At 73.2% G+C, this 19008-nt stretch carries 12 protein-coding genes and 1 pseudogene; 6 read left to right on the forward strand and 7 right to left on the reverse strand.

The window, feature by feature from the left end; genetic code table 11:
- The first annotated feature begins 302 nt into the window (after positions 1–302).
- Positions 303–1625: an outer membrane protein assembly factor BamB family protein gene (locus tag FHS37_RS40905; protein WP_184827772.1), complete on the forward strand. Its 1323-nt coding sequence runs from the start codon at positions 303–305 to the stop codon at positions 1623–1625.
- A gap of 180 nt (positions 1626–1805) precedes the next feature.
- Here the strand turns inward: FHS37_RS40905 and FHS37_RS41355 are convergent.
- Positions 1806–1955, reverse strand: a pseudogene (locus tag FHS37_RS41355) (IS6 family transposase); the annotation flags it as partial.
- Positions 1956–2249: 294 nt separating this feature from the next.
- Complete coding sequence (locus FHS37_RS32285) at positions 2250–2981, reverse strand: 3-keto-5-aminohexanoate cleavage protein (protein ID WP_184827775.1); 732 nt, start codon at positions 2979–2981, stop codon at positions 2250–2252.
- A gap of 316 nt (positions 2982–3297) precedes the next feature.
- On the opposite strand from FHS37_RS32285, the gene FHS37_RS32290 reads away from it, so the two are divergent.
- Positions 3298–6801: a hypothetical protein gene (locus FHS37_RS32290; protein WP_184827777.1), complete on the forward strand. Its 3504-nt coding sequence runs from the start codon at positions 3298–3300 to the stop codon at positions 6799–6801.
- A gap of 323 nt (positions 6802–7124) precedes the next feature.
- Here the strand turns inward: FHS37_RS32290 and FHS37_RS32295 are convergent, their stop codons facing one another.
- Complete coding sequence (locus tag FHS37_RS32295) at positions 7125–8510, reverse strand: cellulase family glycosylhydrolase (protein ID WP_184827779.1); 1386 nt, start codon at positions 8508–8510, stop codon at positions 7125–7127.
- Between the two features lie 296 nt (positions 8511–8806).
- On the opposite strand from FHS37_RS32295, the gene FHS37_RS32300 reads away from it, so the two are divergent.
- On the forward strand, positions 8807–9016 hold the full coding sequence (locus tag FHS37_RS32300) for a hypothetical protein (RefSeq protein ID WP_229890139.1): 210 nt from the start codon (positions 8807–8809) through the stop codon (positions 9014–9016).
- Between the two features lie 257 nt (positions 9017–9273).
- Here FHS37_RS32300 and FHS37_RS32305 read toward each other — a convergent pair whose 3' ends face one another.
- Positions 9274–9543, reverse strand: coding sequence for a hypothetical protein (locus FHS37_RS32305; protein ID WP_184827781.1), 270 nt, complete (start codon positions 9541–9543; stop codon positions 9274–9276).
- 208 nt (positions 9544–9751) lie between these two features.
- On the opposite strand from FHS37_RS32305, the gene FHS37_RS32310 reads away from it, so the two are divergent.
- Positions 9752–10465 (forward strand): GAF and ANTAR domain-containing protein, encoded by a 714-nt coding sequence (locus FHS37_RS32310; protein WP_184827783.1) that lies wholly within the window; start codon positions 9752–9754, stop codon positions 10463–10465.
- Between the two features lie 83 nt (positions 10466–10548).
- Here the strand turns inward: FHS37_RS32310 and FHS37_RS32315 are convergent, their stop codons facing one another.
- The 3 genes from FHS37_RS32315 to FHS37_RS32325 form a co-directional block, all read right to left on the reverse strand.
- Positions 10549–10971 (reverse strand): DUF8129 domain-containing protein, encoded by a 423-nt coding sequence (locus FHS37_RS32315; RefSeq protein ID WP_229890140.1) that lies wholly within the window; start codon positions 10969–10971, stop codon positions 10549–10551.
- 2321 nt (positions 10972–13292) lie between these two features.
- Entirely contained in the window at positions 13293–15047 is a 1755-nt protein-coding gene (locus FHS37_RS32320; protein WP_184827785.1) for a lysyl oxidase family protein, read from the reverse strand.
- A gap of 591 nt (positions 15048–15638) precedes the next feature.
- Complete coding sequence (locus FHS37_RS32325; RefSeq protein WP_184827787.1) at positions 15639–15872, reverse strand: hypothetical protein; 234 nt, start codon at positions 15870–15872, stop codon at positions 15639–15641.
- A gap of 316 nt (positions 15873–16188) precedes the next feature.
- On the opposite strand from FHS37_RS32325, the gene FHS37_RS32330 reads away from it, so the two are divergent.
- On the forward strand, positions 16189–17550 hold the full coding sequence (locus FHS37_RS32330) for an MFS transporter (protein WP_184827789.1): 1362 nt from the start codon (positions 16189–16191) through the stop codon (positions 17548–17550).
- A 55-nt stretch (positions 17551–17605) separates the two neighbouring features.
- Positions 17606–18949 carry an amino acid adenylation domain-containing protein gene (locus FHS37_RS32335; RefSeq protein ID WP_184827791.1) on the forward strand — a complete coding sequence of 448 codons (1344 nt, stop codon included), beginning with the start codon at positions 17606–17608 and terminating at the stop codon, positions 18947–18949.
- Positions 18950–19008 lie beyond the last annotated feature (59 nt).

Raw genomic sequence — 19008 nt, forward strand, 5'->3', positions numbered from 1 at the left:
CACCGGTGGCTGGAGATCGCCTGGGAACCGGCTGGGACCCCCGCTCCCAGCTCACCGTCGGCGTCCTCGGCCATGCTGTGAGGGCGGGGTCCGCCATGGCCGGGTCGGGACGAGCCGGCCGCGCGATGCCGTGAAGGACGCCGGGGGGTTTCGTGGAAACGGGGGATGCCGTGGAGGCACGGGTGCGCGGGGGCCGCCTTCGGCGGGCGGCGACGGCTTCGGCCGGTCTGCTGGTCGCCCTGACGGGGTGTACGACTCAGAAACCGCCCGCGGCGGCACTCGACTGCGGCGGTGCCGCCGCGGTGGACGTACCCGCCGTCCGCGCCGGGCTGCCCGCACCGGCGGCGCCGGGACTGCGGGAGCGGCCCCGTTCGGTCGCGACGCTGCCCGGCGGGCCGTCCCTGGTGCTCCCGGCCGCCGATGGCGGGGCGCCGGTCGTGTACCGGGTGGACCCCGAGGGCGACCTCGTGTCCGGCCGGCTGGAGGGCGACGGCGTCGCGCGGCACTGGCGCACCCCGCTGGGGGAGGCGTTCCGTCCCGCGGATGCGCTCGTCACGCTCTCCGCCCCGGCGGGCGACGGCGGGCCGCTGGTGGTGGCCGCCCATCGCCGGCACGGGGAGGACCGCCGCTCGGAGTTCCGGCTGCTGTCGGGGGCGGGCGAGGATCTGCTGCGCTGCACCTGGCGCCCTTACGACTTCGCCGAGCACGTGGAGCTGTCGCCGGACGGCAAGGTGCTCGTCGCCACGCGCACCACGAAGAAGCCGCGGGTGAACGGCTCGTCGACCGTGGCGGACCGTCATGTGGAGATCCACTCCACGGCCACCGGGGAGCTGCTGGTCCGTGCCCGTACCACCGACTACGCGCAGGACGGCACCCGCGTCTACGGGCGGCTGGGCTCGGAGGTCTTCGCGTACGAGGCGGCCGGCGGCCGGGAGGCGTGGCGCACGGACACCGGCGCCCGTCTGGGAGACCCCCGCGGGGCCGTGTCCGAGCCGGTGTTCCCGGCCGGGGAGCTGTTGCTCGTCCAGGCGGCGGCGGACGCCACCGTGACGGCGCTGGACACGGCCACCGGCGAACGGCTCTGGCGGGGCGGCCTGCCCGGCCGGGTGCAGTCGGTCCACCCGCTGGGCGAGGACCGGGCACTCGTCCACTACCGGGGCGGGCTCGCGTTCACCGGCCCGCGCGGCATCGAACGGACCCAGCCGGTTCCGGCGCCCGCGGACGGGGCACGCCAGAAGCTCGAACACGTCGTCCGTACCGCCGACGGCGTCATGGCCGCGGCGGTGGGGGCAGGCGACCGCTCCGACCGCGTCCTCACGGTCTGGGGCGACACACCGGCACTGGCCGACGCCCCGCTGCGGATCCCGCTGCCCGCCGCGCACGTCCAGGCGGCGCTCACCGACACCGTCGCCTACGTCCTGCCGTGGGTGCCGGACGGCGAGCAGGCGACGCTGTACGCGTACGACCTCACCGCCGGGGGCCGCCCGCTGTGGCGGACCGACGTCCCCGACCGCCTCCACATCGAGGACTCCCCCGGCCCGGCCCCCTCCCTCCACCCGTACCCCGACGGCCTGCTGGGCCTGGACCGCAGCGCCACGGGGTGGGTACTGCGTCCGGGCTCCTGACCGCGGCGTGCCCGGCCCCGTCAGTCGCCCCCCGCCCCCTCCGCCCCCGTCACTTCCGCTCCCGCCACCGTCGCCCGAGACGGGGCTGGTCGGCGTTGTCACGTTGTCGGGTGGGCCGGTGGCTGTCGGCGTGCTGGGGTGGGGTGGGCTTGCGGTCCGGTCTTGTGCCCGGGCCGTGGCGGGTCGGCCGACGGTGCCGGTGATCTGGCCCCAGGTGGCGAAGCGGATGGCCGTCCCGGCTCGGCAGCCGTGCGCGCTCATCAGGTGGCGGCGGGGCCGAAAGTGGGGCGAGATGCCGCTGAACGCGGACGGAAACCGCTGCGCCCCGCCTGCCTGACCGTCCTGCGCGCACGAGAACCGGACACCGGGAAAGCAGGAACGGATCCTCCCCGCCCGTCCACCTCGCCCTGCCGGGACCAGGCGCCTGATCACCCGCCTCACCGGCCGCCGGCCCGCACCCGTCGACCACATCCTGCACCGGTCACCCTGCACTGGTCACACCGGCGCCGACGACGGCAGCACCAGGCCCCCGCCCCAGTCACTGCAAACGACGCGGACACAGCCCCTGAAACTGGTCAGCAACCAGCACGAACACCATCGCAGTACCAATGGTGGAGTCGGACATCAGAACTCCCTGAACGCCTGCTGGATGATCTCTCGTGCCGCGTGGACGAGGTCGGCGTTCGCCCCGGCCGGTGTGCCGTCGGGCAGATGGAGCACGTCCTCCAGGCCGATCCGTGTGTCCAACCGATGGGCGGCGGCCAAGCGGAGGAGGGGCCAGGCGGCTTCGTCTTCGCCGTGCAGGAGGATCGGCGAGGTCGTGGCCGGACGGAGTTCGTCCAGTAGACCGGCCGCGGCATGAACCGCGGTCCGCGGGTCGGTGTCGGTGATCTCGGCCAGGACCCGCAGGACGCGGTGGGACTCTGACCAGTCGAGGAAGCGCCGTGCTGCGGGAGTCCCGGAGTAGATGCCGGCTTCGATGCCGACGCCCCGGTCCAGCAGGGCGATGGCGACTTCGGCGGCGCCGTCCTCGTGCCAGTTCACGGAGGCGTGATCCGGCAGCACAGCCCAGGCTCGGACCTGGGCGGCTCGCGCTTCGGGGTCCGGTGTTGTCCAGGCACCGGTGGTGACGCCGACAGTGGTGCCTGGGACGGCGGTCCGTACGGCTGTGAGGGCCGCGGCGACGGTGGCGGGGTCCAGCGTGTCCTCGCCGTCGGGGTTCTTGGGGTGAAGGTGGATGTCCCGGGCGCCGGCGGCGACGGCCGTGCGGGCTGCCGCTGCCAGCTCTTGCGGGGTCACGGGGAGGTGGGCGCATTCGGCACGGCTTCTGGCACCGTTCAGACAGACCTGCAGCATGGCGTGATCTTCTCAGGCGGGTCTGACATCCAAAGACCGTCTCGTGCCCACTGCGAGGTGGCGTCGCGGCGGCTGATTTCGGCTGCGCAGCGCGGCGGCTCCTTGTACTCCCGCATCCGGGCATCGTGGGCTTCACGGCGAGGGGTTGCCGACCGCCTCCGGGAGCGTCTGGCTGCGTCGGCGGCCGAAACGCCGGAAGACCGCCCGCCAGGCTGTGCTCCTTCAGCAGGCTCACGCGCGCTCGCACCCGGCGGGGCGGACGAGGCCGGTGCCGGTGCCGACCGGGACGGCCGGGGCCGTGTCTAGCATGGCAACCGTGACGAAGACGCAGGTGGGTGCGGCAGAGCGGCTGCTGCGCGAGACGGTCCGGGCCGGTCGGGACGCGGAGAGCACGGGCCTGTGCGGTGGTGCCGCGCTGCGGGCGGTGGAGCGGGCGCGGCCCGCGCGCTCGGCGGCGGCCAAGGTCGCCGCTGCGGGTGGAGCCGACGACGACACCGCCGCGTACCTCAGGGAACTGGCAGGACGTCACCTCGGTGGGGACGCGGCCCGCTGGTGCGGGCTGCATGACGCGCTGGCCGGGCACCGTGGCAGTCTGCCCGAGCTGCTCGCCGCGTCGCCGGTGCCTGCGGTGTCCGGCGACGCGCTCCGTCCGCCCGCGCCCCGCAGCGTCCACCGCACGCTCGGCCTGCTCCTCGAGCACACGGAGCCGCGGCACGCCGCGGCCGCGTTCGCCGCCCTGCCCGAGCGGGTGACGACAGAACTGCTGGCCGGCGGGACGCTGCCGGCGCCCACCCTCGTCGCCGCCGTCATCGACCACGGGGACACCCGCACCCGGGCAGCCCTGGCCCGCCACCCCCGGCTCGACACCCGGTTCCTGGCCCGGCTGGTCGCGGTCGGCGACGCCCAGGTCGCCGCGGCCGTCTACCGCAACCCGCGCACCACCCAGTCCCTGCGCCGCACCGTTGTGGAGCGGCTCGACGCCGTTCCGCTCGACGACGCGCTGCGCGCCGAGCTGACGGCGCCGCACAGCCAGGTCCCGCGCACCTGGCTCGACCCGCTGCTCGGCTCGGGCGACCCGCAGCTCGTGGTTCCGGCACTGCGGCGGGGCGTGCGTCAAGTCGCCCAGCAGTACGCCCTGTTGAGAATCTGGGAGCGGACCGGCCCGGACGCCGTGCGCACCCTGCTCGACGACCCCGCCGCAGCCGCCTGGCTGAGCCGGGCCGTCGTGGACACGGTCACCGAGGCCCTGGCCGCCCCGGACGGCGACGGGCCGCGCCGACTGCGCGCGCAGGGCGAGCCGTACGAGGACCCCGCCCGGCTGCCCGCGCTGCTCGCCACCGCCCGGGGCACCAGCTCCCTGCGCGACCTGCTGTCCGAGCCATACGCCCACGATCTCGACGCCCTCGCCGCAGCCCATGCCGCGACCCCGTTCATGCCCAAGGCCTGTGAGGAACTGGCCCGCCACGAGGCGGCGAGCGATGCACAGCGCCAGGCGTTCCGGCTGAGCGTCCTCAACGAGCCGTGGCGGGCCGCAGGCCGCCGCGCAGGAAACACCACCTCGCCCGCGCAGCGCCTCGCACAGGAGAAGCTCGACGAGAACGCCGCCGTCTGGGCGGAGGGCATGGTGGCGGCGGGACTCCTCGATCCGATCGAGCTGATCGGCACCGCGCACCCCGCCGCCCACGCCCTGGCCGCACTCGTCCGCCTCGCCGAACGGGATCTGCTGGGCACGGCGGCAGTCGCCGACCTGCGCGCATTGTCGCAGACGCATCTGGGAGAGCGGACGCGAGCCTGGACGGCGCTCGACGCCCTGCTGCCCGAACACGAGGGAACCGTCGCGGAGCTGATCGCCGAGGCGGGCAAGGCCCCGCACGGGACTGCCGCCGAGGTCATCACCGAGCCCGAGCCGCCGGCCTCGGCACCCCCGTCCCGGCCGATGCTCCACCGGCCCGAGCGTGCGCACGCCCTGGCCGCGCTCGACCTGCTGTACTCCCTCGCCCCGGACGGTGCGCCCCGGCCGAAGGACCCCGAGGTGCTGCGCGCACTGACCGAGTACGAACCGGCGACCGCGCCCGCCCTCGCCACCCCCCGTTGGTTCGCCGCGGCCTGCGCCGCCCACGGCATCCCCGCGTCCAAGAACGGCTTCGCGCATGAGGCGCCCAGCCTCGCGCAGGTGCGTGCGCAACTCCCCGAAACATACGGATCCGGCGCGCAGCACACCGAACGCGCCTACGTACAGGGCGTGTTGCCCGCCGACGAGCTGCTCACCCTGCTGCCCGCCCGGCGCCTGCTCCTCCTGCCCTACGACTGGCGGCGGCTCGCGTTCGCCGACGCGTGGCGGGCCGCGCTCGCCCGCCGGCTGCGCGCCGAACTCGGCACCGACCCCGATGCCTGGCTCCGCCTGGCCGCGACCGTGACGGCGTCCGAAGCCTCCTCGGAGGGACTGACCTGGGCGGAGTTGGTGGAGCGCGCGCAGTCCGGTGCGGGCCCGGCGGCGAGCGCGGGAACGTCCATCGGCAGGACCAGACCGGGCACCCCCGACGAGGCGATCAAGCTCCTGGAGCACGGTGACCATCTGTGGGCCTGGCCGGAGGGCACCCTGCTCTGCCTCGCCGACGCCGAGGTGGTCGACGCCGTACTGCCGCGGCTGGGCCCCGACGGGCCCTGGCTGCTCGCCGCGTACCTGCTGCGCCACGACCGCACACCGCGCGCCGTCCTCGACCGGCTGCTCGCGGACCGCGACCACGACGCGCTGCGCGTCCTGGCCGCCCAGTCCCGCTGGATGGAGCGCAGCGGCGCGGTGGAGCGTCTCGTCGACCTCGACGACCCCGAGGTCGACCTCGCCCTGCTGCGGCACTGGACCCCCGCGCCCGCCGTCCACCGGATCGTGACCCGGTCCCGGCCCGGCACCGGACGGCCGTCCCTGGGCGCCCGGGTGCTGGCCGACTGGCGCACCGGGGGCACCGCACGACCGGCCGGCGGTTTGATGTGGCTGTGCTCCGCCGAACCCGACCTTGTGGAGGAGCTGCTGGTGAGAGAGGGCTCGCGGCTTGGCCTCGGGCACCAACTGACAGGTTGCCTGCGGCTGTTCGAGCACGGCGGTGCCGACCGGCTGGCGCGGCTCGCGGGGCGGGACGTGCTGGGGCGCTCCGCCACCACCGTATGCGCGAAGGCCCTGGCGTCCGCCGACCCCGCCGCCGTCCTGCGCGCCCGGCTCGACCGCGAACTGGCGCCGGAGAGACTCATCCGGAAGCTGCGGCGCGCCCGGCACGCCCCGCACGCACGTCACCTCGTCGAGTCCCTCCCGCCGGGCGAAAGCGTGGACTGGGCCGCTCTCGAAGCCGCCCACGCCCAGGAACCCCTCCCCTACTGGCGGGACATCGTCCGCCTGGACGGCGTCCCCGAGGACGTACGACTGCGACATGCGGCACTGCTCCCCGAACCGGGCCCCGACGGCCTACCCGGCAGCGCGCGGCTCACCAGGGAGCGGGCCCGGCACGGTCTCGGCGGCCGGTTCCACTGCGCGCCGACCACCCAGCTGGACGGGCTGCTCACGGCCGGCCTCCTCGACGCCGCGGACCTGGTCCACCATGCGACCCCGGCCGCGCGGCTGCTCGCCTACCTCGGCGCCGCCGCACGCCGCACGGACGCCCCGCCCAAGGCCGCCGAAGCCCGCGCCCTCCTCACGGATCTCGTGCGCACCGGACTCGGCACCGACCCTGCGGCCTGGCACCGGGTCGCCGAACGGCTGACCGGCCTCGACCCCGAGTGGAACCCGCTCTCGACAGTGGCGGAGCTGCTCGCCCACAAGACGTGCTGACCGATCACACCGGATGGGCCGCGAGGACTCCGCCCCGCCTCCCGCCCCTGCACCGGGGACCGACGCGGACCGCGCGCCACGGTGCGGGGAGGAAGGACGGAGCCGAAGGGCCCCTGGCCGGCAGTTCGGATCGGGCGCCGGCAAGCCGTCGCCGACCTGGCCAACGAGTACCGCCGGGCAGACCGGCCGCCTGACAGACCCCGGCTCACGGCCAAGGAAGCCAATCCGAGGGACTACGGGGAGCACAGGGCGTTGCGGGGGGAACTTGGAGCGCTCTCCATCGTCGGGGCGGGGCCCCGGGCGGGCCGGAGCCCCGCCGGGGGTCAGCTGGTGGGGAAGTCGTCGGCGGTGCTGATCCGGCTCTTGATCAGAGCCCCTGACTCGGTCAGCACACCGCTGCTGCTGTAATCGCTGCCGTTGCAGGTCCCGGGCTTGAACGCCGCGCTGCCCTCATTGGCGTCGGAGTAGGTCCAGTTGGCATAGCTGATCTTCAGCCGGTCGAGCAGGTCCAGCCAGGCGGTGCTGCTCGACCGGTCCACCGCTCCACCGCCGGTGGCGCTCACCGTACCGAACTCGGATACGAAAAGCGGCAGCTGTGAGGCCGCCCGACTCACCGCGGTGCGGTAGTTGTCCTTGTGACTCGCGGCGTAGAAGTGGAACGCATACATGATGTTGGTCGCGTTCACGGGGTTGTTGACGATCTCGCTTTCGTCGGATCCGTCCGAGACGCCGAGCGAGGACCAGCCGCGGGTGCCGACGATGACGACGGCGTCAGGGTCGGCAGCCCGGATCACCGGGATGACCTGCTCGGCGTAGTTCTTGACAGCCGTCCAACTCACGCCGTTGGGCTCGTTGGCGATCTCGTAGATGACGTTCTCCTTGTTCGCGTTGCGGGCGGCGACGGACGCGAAGAACGTCTTGGCGCGGTCGAGGTTGTAGTTCGGATCGCCCGGCGTCAACGTGTGGAAGTCGATCACCGCGTACATGCCGCGGGCCTCGGCCATGTCGACCAGGCTGTTCACCCGGCTGGTGAAGCCGGCCGGGTCGGTCTCGTAGCCCTCCTCCTGCACGTACATGGCGACCCGGAACAGGTCCGACTTCCAGTCCTCGGCCAGCGCGTCCAGGGATGCGCTGTTGTAGCACCTGCCGAACCACTGGATGCCGTGCGTGCTCATGCCTCGCAACTGGATGGGGCGGTTGTGCTGGTTGCACAGGTTCACGCCGCAGACGTGCAGCTGTCCGTTGATGCTCACGGGGGTGCCGGTGCCCGGGTCGGGCGGGGACTCCTCCCCGCCGCCGTCGACGGAGCCCGTGCAGGCGACGCCATTGAGCGTGAACGTCGTGGGCTTCGGGTTGGCGCCCGTGAAGGAGCCCACGAACCCCACGTCGGTGGATGCGCCGGTGGCCAGGGTGCGGTTCCAGTCGACGCCGACGGCTGTGACCGTGGAGTCGGAGGACTGCGACCATGCGGCGTTCCAGCCCTGGACGACCTTCTGCCCCGCGTCCGGCATGGAGAACTCGAGCGTCCATCCGGTGACGGGGTCGCCCAGGTTGGTGATTTTCACTCCGGCCTGGAAGCCTCCCTGCCACTGGCTGGTGACCGTGTAGTCGACCCTGCAGCCGGTGGCGGCCACCGCTTGGGGGCTGAACAGTGCCGTGAGTCCCAGAACCATCGCGCAAGTCGCCAGTAAGGCTGAAAAGCGTTTCAAAGCGTTCCTCCTTGTCCGAAGCGGAGACAATGCGATGGGAGCGCTCCCAAGACCTTTCGGCCCGAGACCGTACACCGGCGTACCGATGCGCGTACAGGCATTCGACGGTCGGATGATGCGGTGGTACGGGTGACCGCTACTGGGACGGATGCCGCCGGGGCCTGCCGGAAGGGGGCCGAGCGCTGCACCGGACCGGCCGCCTCGAGCACCGTTGCAGCACACCAGCCGCAGCTCGCCCGTCTCAGCCCTTCGCGGGCAGTGCTCCGCTCTGTTCCGCCCCGCGGTGGCGCGCGCTCATGCGGGAGCCGGACGCGCGGCCGGCGGCGCGGCGCGGGAGGGCGCCCTCCTCACGCTCGCCCGGCGCCTGCCGGCTCAACCTCCAGGAGGGCTGGTGGCGCATCTTCCGCAAGACCGCCCTCGTCGGCCGGTCCTTCGCCGGACCACCCGAGATCGACCAGGCCACCCGCCTGGCAACACCCCAGCTCAGCACCCGGGCCCGACCCTGACGTGATGATCTCGGTGTGAGGGTTGCGGTGCCGGCGGCTGAGCCGCAGTGGGGGGACCTGTTCGCCGGACTGAACGGTCGCCGGTTCCGCAAGCCCGTCGGGGTCGTGCGGCGCCGTTCCGTGCCGCAGGCGTGGGCGCTGCGCTGCCGGATCGTCCTGGCCCGCCTGCTGGCCGCGCGGCGTCCGGAGCCAGGACGCGCCGGCGTCGACTCCTCACCGCGGGCCGCCAGACCCCGCTGGTACTGGCTTCCGGCCACTCAGTCCGGACCTTCGGGGAGGTAGTACGTCTGCCTCAAGAAGGCAGCCACATCGCCGAGCGCCTGTACGTAGCCGGCCCTGTGGCGTGCGTCGATGTCGGTGCGTCGGCCTTCGGTCAGTGCCCACTGGTCCAGTTTCGCGGCGATGTCCAGGTGATTGCGGTACAGCGTGGCGTGTCTGCCGCTGAGCGCCCTCCGCGCGCGTCCCTCGTCCCAGTCCTCGAGAGCACTGGTGTCGAAGTCCAGTGGGTCTTCGTCGGGCTGCTGCATGACACTCCTTCCCCCGCGGGTTCCCGCGTGACCCCACACGGTCCGGCCGCGTCGCTGCACACGGCGTTCACCGCACGGGGGCCGACCGGGTCCGTCGGCGTTTCCCCGGCCGAGCCGGGTACATGGCTCGTATGATCCGTCACCAGCACGCGGCGAAGCCACCTCACCAGTCCTTCCTCTCGCAGGTGCCGGGGCACCGGAGGGCCGGATGACGGCCGACCCCGTGAAGGCTGCGCGACTGGTCGCGGAGACCGCGGCGAACGCGCCCGCCGAGGAGCTTCCGCAGCGGGTGTGCGGGGCGGTGGCCGAAGGGCTGGGCGTGGACGGCGCCACGTTGTCGCTGCTCACCGACACCCCTTCCCGCCAGTTGCTCGCCGCGTCGAGCGATGCCGCCTTGCGGTTGGAAGAGATCCAGTTCACGGTGCTGGAAGGTCCCTGCATCGCCTCCGCGCGGACGGGTGAACCAGTGGCGGTGCACGACCTGCGTCACGAACTGACACCCTGGCCGCTGTTCGGGGCGACCGTGCGCCAGCAACTGCCGCAGCTGGAATCCGTGTACGCCCTCCCCGTCTTCTTCGGCGACTACGTCCTCGGAACGATCGACCTGCTGGCGCTTCGGTCCCACGCTCTCGGCGACGAGACCCTGAACCAGGCGTCCCAGGTGGCCGAAGCGGTTGCGGCCGCTCTCATGACGACCCGCGACATGCTGCTCACCGGGACGCAGGCACCGGCCTGGGAGCCGGAGAAGGTCGTCCGCGCCCACTGGTTCGACACCACGCGTGCCATCGGAACGCTGGTGGCCCGGCAGGGAGTCACGGCCGAGGACGCGCTGGCTCTGATGCGCGCCGAGGCGTTCCGCACCGGCAGGTCGCCGTCGGACATCGCTTCGGCCGTCCTGCGCGACCCGCCCGATGCACCGTAGGCACGGAGCGGCCGGTCGGGGAAGATCACCGGACCGTGCCGGGGCCGGCCCGGGACGGGCCGGCCCGTCGACCGGGCCACGTGTCAGCCCGTGGAGCGGGGCTGTGCCGGGTTCTCCGGCGCACCGTGGGAGGGAGGATTGATCGGCGGGCCGGATGTGACGGGGGAGACCGGCGACCCGGAATCCGCCGGAGGAGCGTGCTCGGGAGCAGGATCGAGAGGCGAGCCCCCTGACGGCTCCGCTCCCTCGCTCAGCTCACGGAGCCGGTGGCGCAGCGTCTCCATGACGGGGAGCCGGTTCCCGTGCGCTTCCTCGTAGGCGAGCACCTCGCGCAGGCTCTTCTCGTCGAGCGTGCGGATGCGGTGCTGGAGGCTGCTCAACGGTAGATGGTCATAGTCCGGCAGCGGCAGTGCCTCATGCGGAGGCATCCCGGTCTCGTTCTTTTCCTCGGACATGAACACGTCCTTCTTGCGCAGGCTTCCCTGTGTTCCCTCGGAATGCTTCACGGGAGAACGATGTATGCGTCATCCGGAAACCCTCCGGAAACGCCGGTTCGGGTAGGGGGCAAGTCCCACGACCGGGACCGTCTAAACCTCCCCCCACTGTGGCCCCTCTTCGGTCCGGGCGCACGTGGGGGTGAACCTCTCCGCTCACTCCCGCGGACGCACCGCTGCCCCTGGCGCCGCAGTTCGTGCGATCGGGTTGCGCGGCCAGGTCAGGGGCCGGTGGCCGTGCTGCGGCCTCCGGGCCGGGGACCGTACCGGTCCGGGCACAGGACGGGGGCGGCGTCTCCCACGTGGCCGTTGCGGGCGACCGGGGCGGCCTGTCCACCTCGGGAACGAAGGGCAGGCGCCGGCGGAGTGTCCCGGCGTACGCCGGGCTCGGCGCGCGGAAGACGAGCGCCCGAACGGTGGCTCCGCACACCGCTGGAGCCGGTCCAGCGCGTTGAACGGCGTCGCGGCCGGGCCGCCGCGGCGCCGAGCAGCCCGACCAGACTGCTTCGGACCGGTGGCAGGGGCAGACGGGTTTGCCGGCGGTATGCCTTCCAGTCCTCGTACAGGCCGGGTGCGAGGGCGACGACGAGCAGTATCAAGGGGACCACGACAGCGGATGTCACGGCAGTTCGTCCTTCCCGGATCGTGGTGTCGGACGGTTCGGCCGGACCGGCTCCGCGTCAGCGCGGGACCGCCGGCCTCGGACGGCACGTCGCGGCCGCAGGGGCGTCGAGCGCGCCGGACCGGTTCCGGCCCTGCCAGGCATCGAGGCGGGCCGGACGGGGATTGCGCCGACCGGCGAACCGGGACCACTCGCTGCTGCCGGTCCCGGTCGGCGGCGGCAGGAGCAACCGCACCGGAGCGCCCATCTCCACATCCTCCCCTCCCCTGTCCGGATGCGGGATCTCGGGAAACGAGCTCGCGCGGCGCGACCCGCGGGCGCCAAAAGGTGTCGGCGGATGAGCGGGAGAGGCCCCGGCCCGCAGCCGAAGGGCGCGGCGCCGGCAGCCGGGATGCCCCACCACCGACACTTCTCATACATATACAAAAAAGCAAGTAATGTGACAACCAGCGGCAGAGTTCCTTGACAGCAGGAGACTCAATCAGGGAAGTCGTTGTCGTACCGGTACAGGCGCGGGCTGACGGTGGCCGGTTCCTCGTCCGCCTGCCGTGGGGCCTGGCCCCGGCTCCCCGCCGTCGGACGCCGAGGGTTCCGCTGGAGCCCGTCCCGAAGGTGCGGGTGGAGCCCTCGTGGTGGCGGGCGCTGCGGATCGGCACGCCGGGTCGGCACTGCCGTTCCCGGCCGGGGCGGTGGGGAACTCGCTGTTCGCCCATGGTGCCGGTCCGAGACGAGCAAGGGCTGTTTTTCCCGGAGGGGACGCCGGAGGAGGGGGGAGCAAGAAGTTCTCGAAGGCGTCCGGCCCGGACGGCACGAGCAGGAGCATCACCGGCAGGACCAGAGCCATCCTGGCCATGACGCTCCCCGATGAAGCAGTGGTCCCGGGAACACGGCGGACAGGAACTCCCGGGTGCCGCCCCACCGGCCCCGTCCCGCCGAGGCGGCGGCCCGGACCGGGCGCCCGACGGTCTTGCCGGCCAGGCGGACACGCACGGCGGCGAAGCGGGAACGCAACGCGCCGCGCGAGCCACGCCACCGGATGAGGGAGGTCGACGCTCCCCGCCCGAGATCGCCGGCAAGGACTGCCGCCCGAGGATGCGGGCCGGCGGTGCGGGGCCGGGGCCGGCAGCCGAGGGGCCCTGCGGTCCGGAGCCACGGGCTGGACGTCGAACGGGTGGGCACTCACGTCCGCGGACGGCCGGCGCGTAGTCGCTTCCCCGCCGGGCCGGGCCGGCTCGCAGGTGGACCGGTTCGCGAACTGCCGCAGGTTCCGTTCGCCGCCGTCCGGCAGGCGAGCGGCCACGACCTGGATCGACTCGCAGCGGCCGTCCGGCACCAACCCCCGCCGGCAGCAGCCGCCCTCCGGCCCGCTGGTCCCTGCACGGCACCGACGCGGACGCGTCAGCCGCGCACAACGTCAACTTCACCCGGACTCCGTCCACTTCGTGTGCGTCCGTCCACCCGCCCAACATGCCCGGGAACGGGCCCAGCCTGAAGACCCGACGCGTTCCCACCAGGTGTGCACGATCAGGGGGAGGCTTCGTCGGTGGCCTCGCCCCTCGAAGCGGACTCCAGCACCTGCCTGGCCGGCCGCTGCAGCAGCCCGCCCTCAGCGGACGGACCGGAACCGCAGCCGTGCGGCACGGGGGCGACGGCCACCGCACGTGGCCGTCGCCCCCCCCCTGACCCGCGTCAGTGATTTCCTGGCGTCCCGTCAGTTCGCATTGACCAGGTCGTGTGCCGGTACGGTCACCGTCCGTTCGCCCGGCTTGCCACCGAGCACGATCTTCCGCAGAGCGCTGTTGTTGTCGACGCTGGTTTCCTTCAGCCGGTTCTCCGGGTTGGCCAGCACCTGGATGTAGTACGTGCCGTTGGGCACATCCGTGATGTCGAAGGACTGGCCCGGCAGGTCCTGTGAGTACGTGTCACCGGAGCCGACGTCCAGCACCTCCCGGACGGAGATCGAGTTCTCCTCGCCGCAGGCGGTGGACAGGTCGGTGTTGAACGGGTGCCAGTTGGCGTTCTCCACCGTGTAGTCGATCGCGTCGGTGTTCGCGAGGCAGAAGGCCTCCTTGCCGCTGCGCACGGCCTCCTTCTTGTCCGCCTTCAGCAGCCGGTAGCTGGCGAAGTCCGTGAAGTGCCAGTGCATGTGGCCCGGGCGGGGGTCCCATTCCATGGTGCCGGTCGGGGTGTAGCCGACCTGCTTTCCGTCGGCGTCGTAGAAGTACTGGTAGGCGTCCATCTCGGCCTTGCCGGGCGACCGGAAGCCGTCCACCACCAGTTGCGCAGGGCCGGCGTTCCACACGTTGGCGCTGAAGGCCAGGTAGTCCTTGCCGGGGATGTCCTTCTCGCCGTCGCTGACGACGATGCCGTAGGCCGGCAGCGAGCGCAGGTCGGGCTTGGGGACGGCCGGGACGGAGGGCTTGCCGGCGGGCCGCTTCGACAGCGGCTGAAGCGCCGGCGCCTTGCGCGAGCCGTCGGTCTGGCCGCCCGTGTCGCCCACGCGCATCGAGCGCGCGGCCTGCTGCTTCTTCAGCGCCCACGGCAGGGCGGGTGGCGCCGCCTTCAGCGGCCCGTGGCCCACGTTGTACGAGGGGCCCGCGCCGCTCGTGACCGGAGCGGCGGCCTGGGCGGGTGTCGGGGCGTGTCCCGGCCCGTGTCCCGTGTGCGCGGTCGGCGCCCGGTGGGCGGCTCCGTGACCGGCGTGTTCGCCCGAGGCGGAGGACCGGGACGCCGGCCCGGTGGCGTCCTGCTCGTCCTCGTAGCTCCGCTCCTGCACGGTCACCTTGACCGTGGCCGGCTTGTCGGCGATGCCGAACAGGTCACGGTACTTCTTGGCGACCCCGACCTCGGCGGTGTAGGTGCCGGCCGCCAGCGCGACCGGCTCGGTGTAGGAACCGGCGTAGGTGTTGGCCGCCCAGCCCTTCTCGACCCCCCATACCGAACCGAGGGTGAACGGGTTGGTGGGGCAGCTCTCCGGATACTTCGAGGTGGCGGGCGCGTCGGGTCGCACCCGGCCGCTGGCGTTGTTCGGGCAGAAGTCCTCGCTCCGGCTGAGGACCTTCTTGCCCGCCTCGTCCGTGATCGTGATCTCCGTGAAGTCCTGCAGTCCGGAGAAGTCCTTCACCGTGCCTTTGGGCAGGACCTTGACCTTGGCTTTGCCCCCCTCGTACACGGTCTGGGTGATGGTCACCGGGTCCTTGTAGGACTTCCGGGTCACCTTCAGCTCCAGCGGCGTCCCCTCGGCGGTGAGGTAGGTGCCGAGGTCGAGGTAGACGCCCGGCTCCTCCTTCCAGGAGGTGAGCGTGATCGAAGTGGTCGCGGCGATGAGGCTCAGCTTGGGCCCTGCCGCTGCTTTCGCCGGCTCCGCGGTGGCGGCCACGAGCCCCGCCGTCACGGCCAAGGCTGCGACGGCCGTGGTGCCGGCGAGCAACGGGCGCCGCAGCCGGATGGTGCGCGTTCTGGTCATCGGTCCCTCGTTCTTCGGATGCTGTGGAAAGGAAGCGGGCGGTCCGCGGCCCGGCTTGTCGGCCGAGCCGGGAAGCCGCCGCGCGGGCGGGCTGACAGACCCTTGTCGTGCCCGCGCCGTAAGAGGGACGGACCGGATGCCCGGTTGTCGGGGAGGTCGAAACCCATGCGATGTTGACCGGATCGCTCCATTGCAGACGAAATCAGGCCGAAGTCGCGGGTACGGTTCGCCCGGTGGCGAGCCCTCTGGTAGAAGCTGCCCGGCGGTCCCGGCCGGGGCGGGCAGGTGCACGGCCCGGACCGAGGGGCCGGCATGGCCGCGTCCGCCCGGCGGCGCTGTGGACATGACGCGGCTTCACGACCGGGACCGCCGCCCCGGCCGCCGGTACGGCGGACGCCGACCCTGCGGGGGCGTGGCGACCGCGGCCGGCCGCGCGCCCCCGCCGATCGCCCGCCGGCGCGTCGTCCCGCCGGGCCAGGGGGCTGTCCGTGGACAGCGCGCCGCCGTCGTGGTCACAGACGACCGTCGCGTCGGTCGAGGAGACCTCCCTCACGCGGTCGCGGGTGTCGCAGGTGTGCCTCACCCTGCCCGTCAGGGCGGCGGGCCGGCCGTCTTCGGGCCGCCCTTGTCGTCACAGGCGAAGAAGCGGGTGCCGAGGAGCCCGCCGACCGGCACGCGGGACTCGGGGGCGAACGCCCGCCGGCCCGCGGCGACCGGTGGGCCGCCCCGGCCGCCGCCCGGTCCGGCTTCTCCGGTTCCGTCGGCTCCGACACGTCCTTCCGCCACCACACCGGCCACGGCCTGTTCGTCCTCCGCCCCTCCCATGCGGTCGCGGCTCCGTGTCCGCGCAGTCGACGCCATATCAGGCGGAGTGATCAATTCCGACCGCACGCCCCAAGCAGGTGATCACTTTCGGACATGACGGTCACTCGAGCCGCCGGGCGCGCACCGGCCGGTGCCGCCACCCGCCGGATCGGAGCCGTCCGTCGTCGCGGACTTGACATGCCATCGGCGATTCATCCGGAGGACACCGCGATCCGCTGAAAATTTTTCCGACACCGAGCGGTAATGCCAGAAGAAATGACCAGAAGCACCCATCTCCTTTTGACTCTTGATCGACCGTTCACCGAAGGTCGTTCACATGTCCGTCACATCCCGTGCCGCGGTCAACGGCCCCCTGCGCACGCGCGACTTCAGACTGCTGCTCGCCGGAGCGGCAGCCGCGCAGTTCGGCGCTCACGTCACCCTGGTGGCCCTGCCGCTCGTGGCCGTGCTCGAACTCGACGCGTCCGCCTTCCAGGTCGGGCTGCTCACGGCCGCCGAAACCGCCGCGTTCCTGGTGATCGGGTTGCCCGCCGGGGCCTGGGTCGACCGCATGCGCAAGGTGCCGTTGATGATCCGGGCGGATGTCGTACGGGCCGTGGCCATGGGGAGCGTCCCCATGGCGGGCGTGGCCGGCGTCCTGACGATGGCCCAGCTGTACGCCGTCGCACTCGTCACCGGTGCCGCCACCGTCTTCTTCGACGTCGCCCACCAGAGTTTCCTGCCCCACCTCCTGCCGCGGGACCAACTGGTCAAGGGCAACGGGGCGCTGGAGACCGTACGGTCGTCCGCGCAGGTGACGGGCCCGGGACTCGGCGGCGGCCTGGTCCAGCTCCTCGGCGCCCACCTGGCCGTCGTCGCCGATGCCGTCGGCTACGCCCTCTCCGCGCTCTGCCTGGGGCGGATCAGGCAGTCGGAGCCCCGTCCCGAACCCGTTCCCGGCACGTCGCTGCGCGCGGACATCGGTGAGGGGCTGCGCTTCGTGCTGGGCCGGCCGCTGCTGCGGGTGATCGCCGCCGCCACCGGACTCGGCAACTTCTTCACCGCGCTGCTGATGGCCACCCAGACGGTTTTCCTGGTCCGCGTCCTGGGCCTCGAACCCGGAGCGGTCGGTCTCGTGCTGTCCGCCGCGGCCGTCGGCGGGCTGGTGGGCGCGCCGACCGCGGGCGTGCTCGCCGCCCGGTGCGGACAAGCCCGGATCATCTGGCTCTCCCCCCTGGTCACAGGGCCGTTCGCACTGCTGTGGCCACTGTCGGAGCGGATGGGGGGTGCCGCTCTGTTCGCGCTCGGTTCGGGCGTCGTCTTCTTCGGCGCCGTGGTCTACAACGTCGCCCAGGTGAGCTTCCGCCAAGTCCTGTGCCCGCCTCACCTGCTGGGCCGGATGAACGCCACCCTGCGCTTCCTGATGTGGGGAACGCTGCCGCTCGGGGCGCTGGCCGGCGGGGCGCTCGCCGACGGCTTCGGTGCCCGGGCCGCCCTGCTGTGCTGCGCGGTCGGTTTCCTCGCCGTACCGCTGCCGCTGCTGCTCTCCGCGCTGCGCGGGATGCGCGATCTGCCCACCGGGCCCGATGCCGTGCACCCCACCGCCCCGGACACCGGCACCGACGATGCCACCGTCACCGGGACCGAGGCCGGGAGCGACAGGCGCGACAGGCGCGACAGGACGACACCACTCGGCTGACCCGGCCTTCCGGGACGCCGCGGACAACACCGTGACCGACGACGGAGAGGATCACGTGCCCAGCATCACGGGCCAGTACCTGGCTCGCCATCGGGGACTCACCGCAGGTGCCGGGGCCCCCGCCCTGCTGCCCCTGACCGGAGCCCAGCGCCGCTTCGCACTGGTGCGCGCGCTGGACCCCACCGGGCGACCGGACCTCGTCCCGATGTTCTTCGCCTTCCCGCGCGGCACGGTGGATCCGCCGCGCCTCGCCGCCGCGGCGAAACGTCTCGCCTCCCTGCATCCCGTGCTCCGTGGCCGTCCCGCCGTGGTACGCGGCACCCCCGTGCTGCGCATGGCGGATCCGGAAGTTCCGGTCGTACGCGCGCCCCGGGCGTCCGGTGAGGACGCCGGCACGGCTCTGCGCCGGGCGCTGGGCGCGTGGGCACCCGACGGCCCGCCCATGCGGTTGTTCCTCACCGACGACACGCCGGACGGTGAGCGGGACCACGCGTCCTCCCCGTACGGCGGCGGGCCGTCGGAGGTGCTCGCGGTCGTCCTCGACCACACGGCGTGCGACGGGCGGACGCTGGCCCGGATCGTCGGGGAACTCGGCGCCGCCTACGCCGAAGGGCCGCGGGCGCAGCCGCCGGCGCCCGGCGAGGTCGCCGCCGAACTGGCCGCCTACCGCGAGGCCGTACTGCTCCAGCTGGACGCCGAGGAGCGTGCGGAGTCGCCCGAGGCACTGGCCTACTGGGGCGAACGGCTGCGGGCCGTCCGCGACCGTGCACCCGCCGCACGGCACGGCCTCCCCCCGGCCGGAGCACTGCCGACCGGTTCGGCTTCGGCGCTGCTGCCCGCGCCCACCGCCGGGACGCCCTTCCCCGACCTGCTGAACGCCTGCCGCCCCGCCGTGCGCGCCCTGTACGGTCCGGGCCACACGGTACCGCTCGGCTATCCGTGGGGCGGCCGTCCGCCCGGCGCGGAGGGGGTGCTCGGCTGCTTCCTCAACACGGTGGTCTTCCCGGCCGTGACGGGGGCGGACCCGACCGGCGCCGAAGCCACCGCCGAAGCCTGGTGGGAGGACCTGGACCGGGCCGACGTGCCCTTCGACGCGGTCGTGCGCGCTGCCCGGGAGGCCGGGTCCGGCTGGTCCGGCCGTCTCGACGGGCTGCTGACCGTCGACGACGTCGCACAGCGCCCCTCGCTCCGCCTGGCCGGCGTCGAGGGCCGGGAGGTCCACGTCGACGGCAGACCCGTACGCGGACCGTTCGCCGTCTCCGTCACCCACGGGCGCGAACTGCACCTGCGCATGGTCTGGGACCGCGCCGTGACGGCCGATCGCACCGCCCTCGACGCCTTCGACGCGCTCACCGAAGCCCTCCGCGCAAAGACTCCGACGGCACCGGCCGCCGGCTGACCCCCACTCGCACCGCCTTCCGCCTCCCCCTCTCGACGGGGCCCGTCCGCGCGATCCGC

The organism is Streptomyces griseomycini (genome assembly GCF_014203535.1).
GTDB lineage: Bacteria > Actinomycetota > Actinomycetes > Streptomycetales > Streptomycetaceae > Streptomyces > Streptomyces griseomycini.

Coding starts and splice junctions, on each gene's coding strand:
- FHS37_RS32285 (WP_184827775.1), bottom strand. CDS start 2,981: ATGCTGCAGGTCTGTCTGAACGGTGCCAGAAGCCGTGCCGAATGCGCC.
- FHS37_RS32300 (WP_229890139.1), top strand. CDS start 8,807: ATGCGGGAGCCGGACGCGCGGCCGGCGGCGCGGCGCGGGAGGGCGCCC.
- FHS37_RS32305 (WP_184827781.1), bottom strand. CDS start 9,543: ATGCAGCAGCCCGACGAAGACCCACTGGACTTCGACACCAGTGCTCTC.
- FHS37_RS32310 (WP_184827783.1), top strand. CDS start 9,752: ATGACGGCCGACCCCGTGAAGGCTGCGCGACTGGTCGCGGAGACCGCG.
- FHS37_RS32320 (WP_184827785.1), bottom strand. CDS start 15,047: ATGACCAGAACGCGCACCATCCGGCTGCGGCGCCCGTTGCTCGCCGGC.
- FHS37_RS32325 (WP_184827787.1), bottom strand. CDS start 15,872: ATGGGAGGGGCGGAGGACGAACAGGCCGTGGCCGGTGTGGTGGCGGAA.
- FHS37_RS32330 (WP_184827789.1), top strand. CDS start 16,189: ATGTCCGTCACATCCCGTGCCGCGGTCAACGGCCCCCTGCGCACGCGC.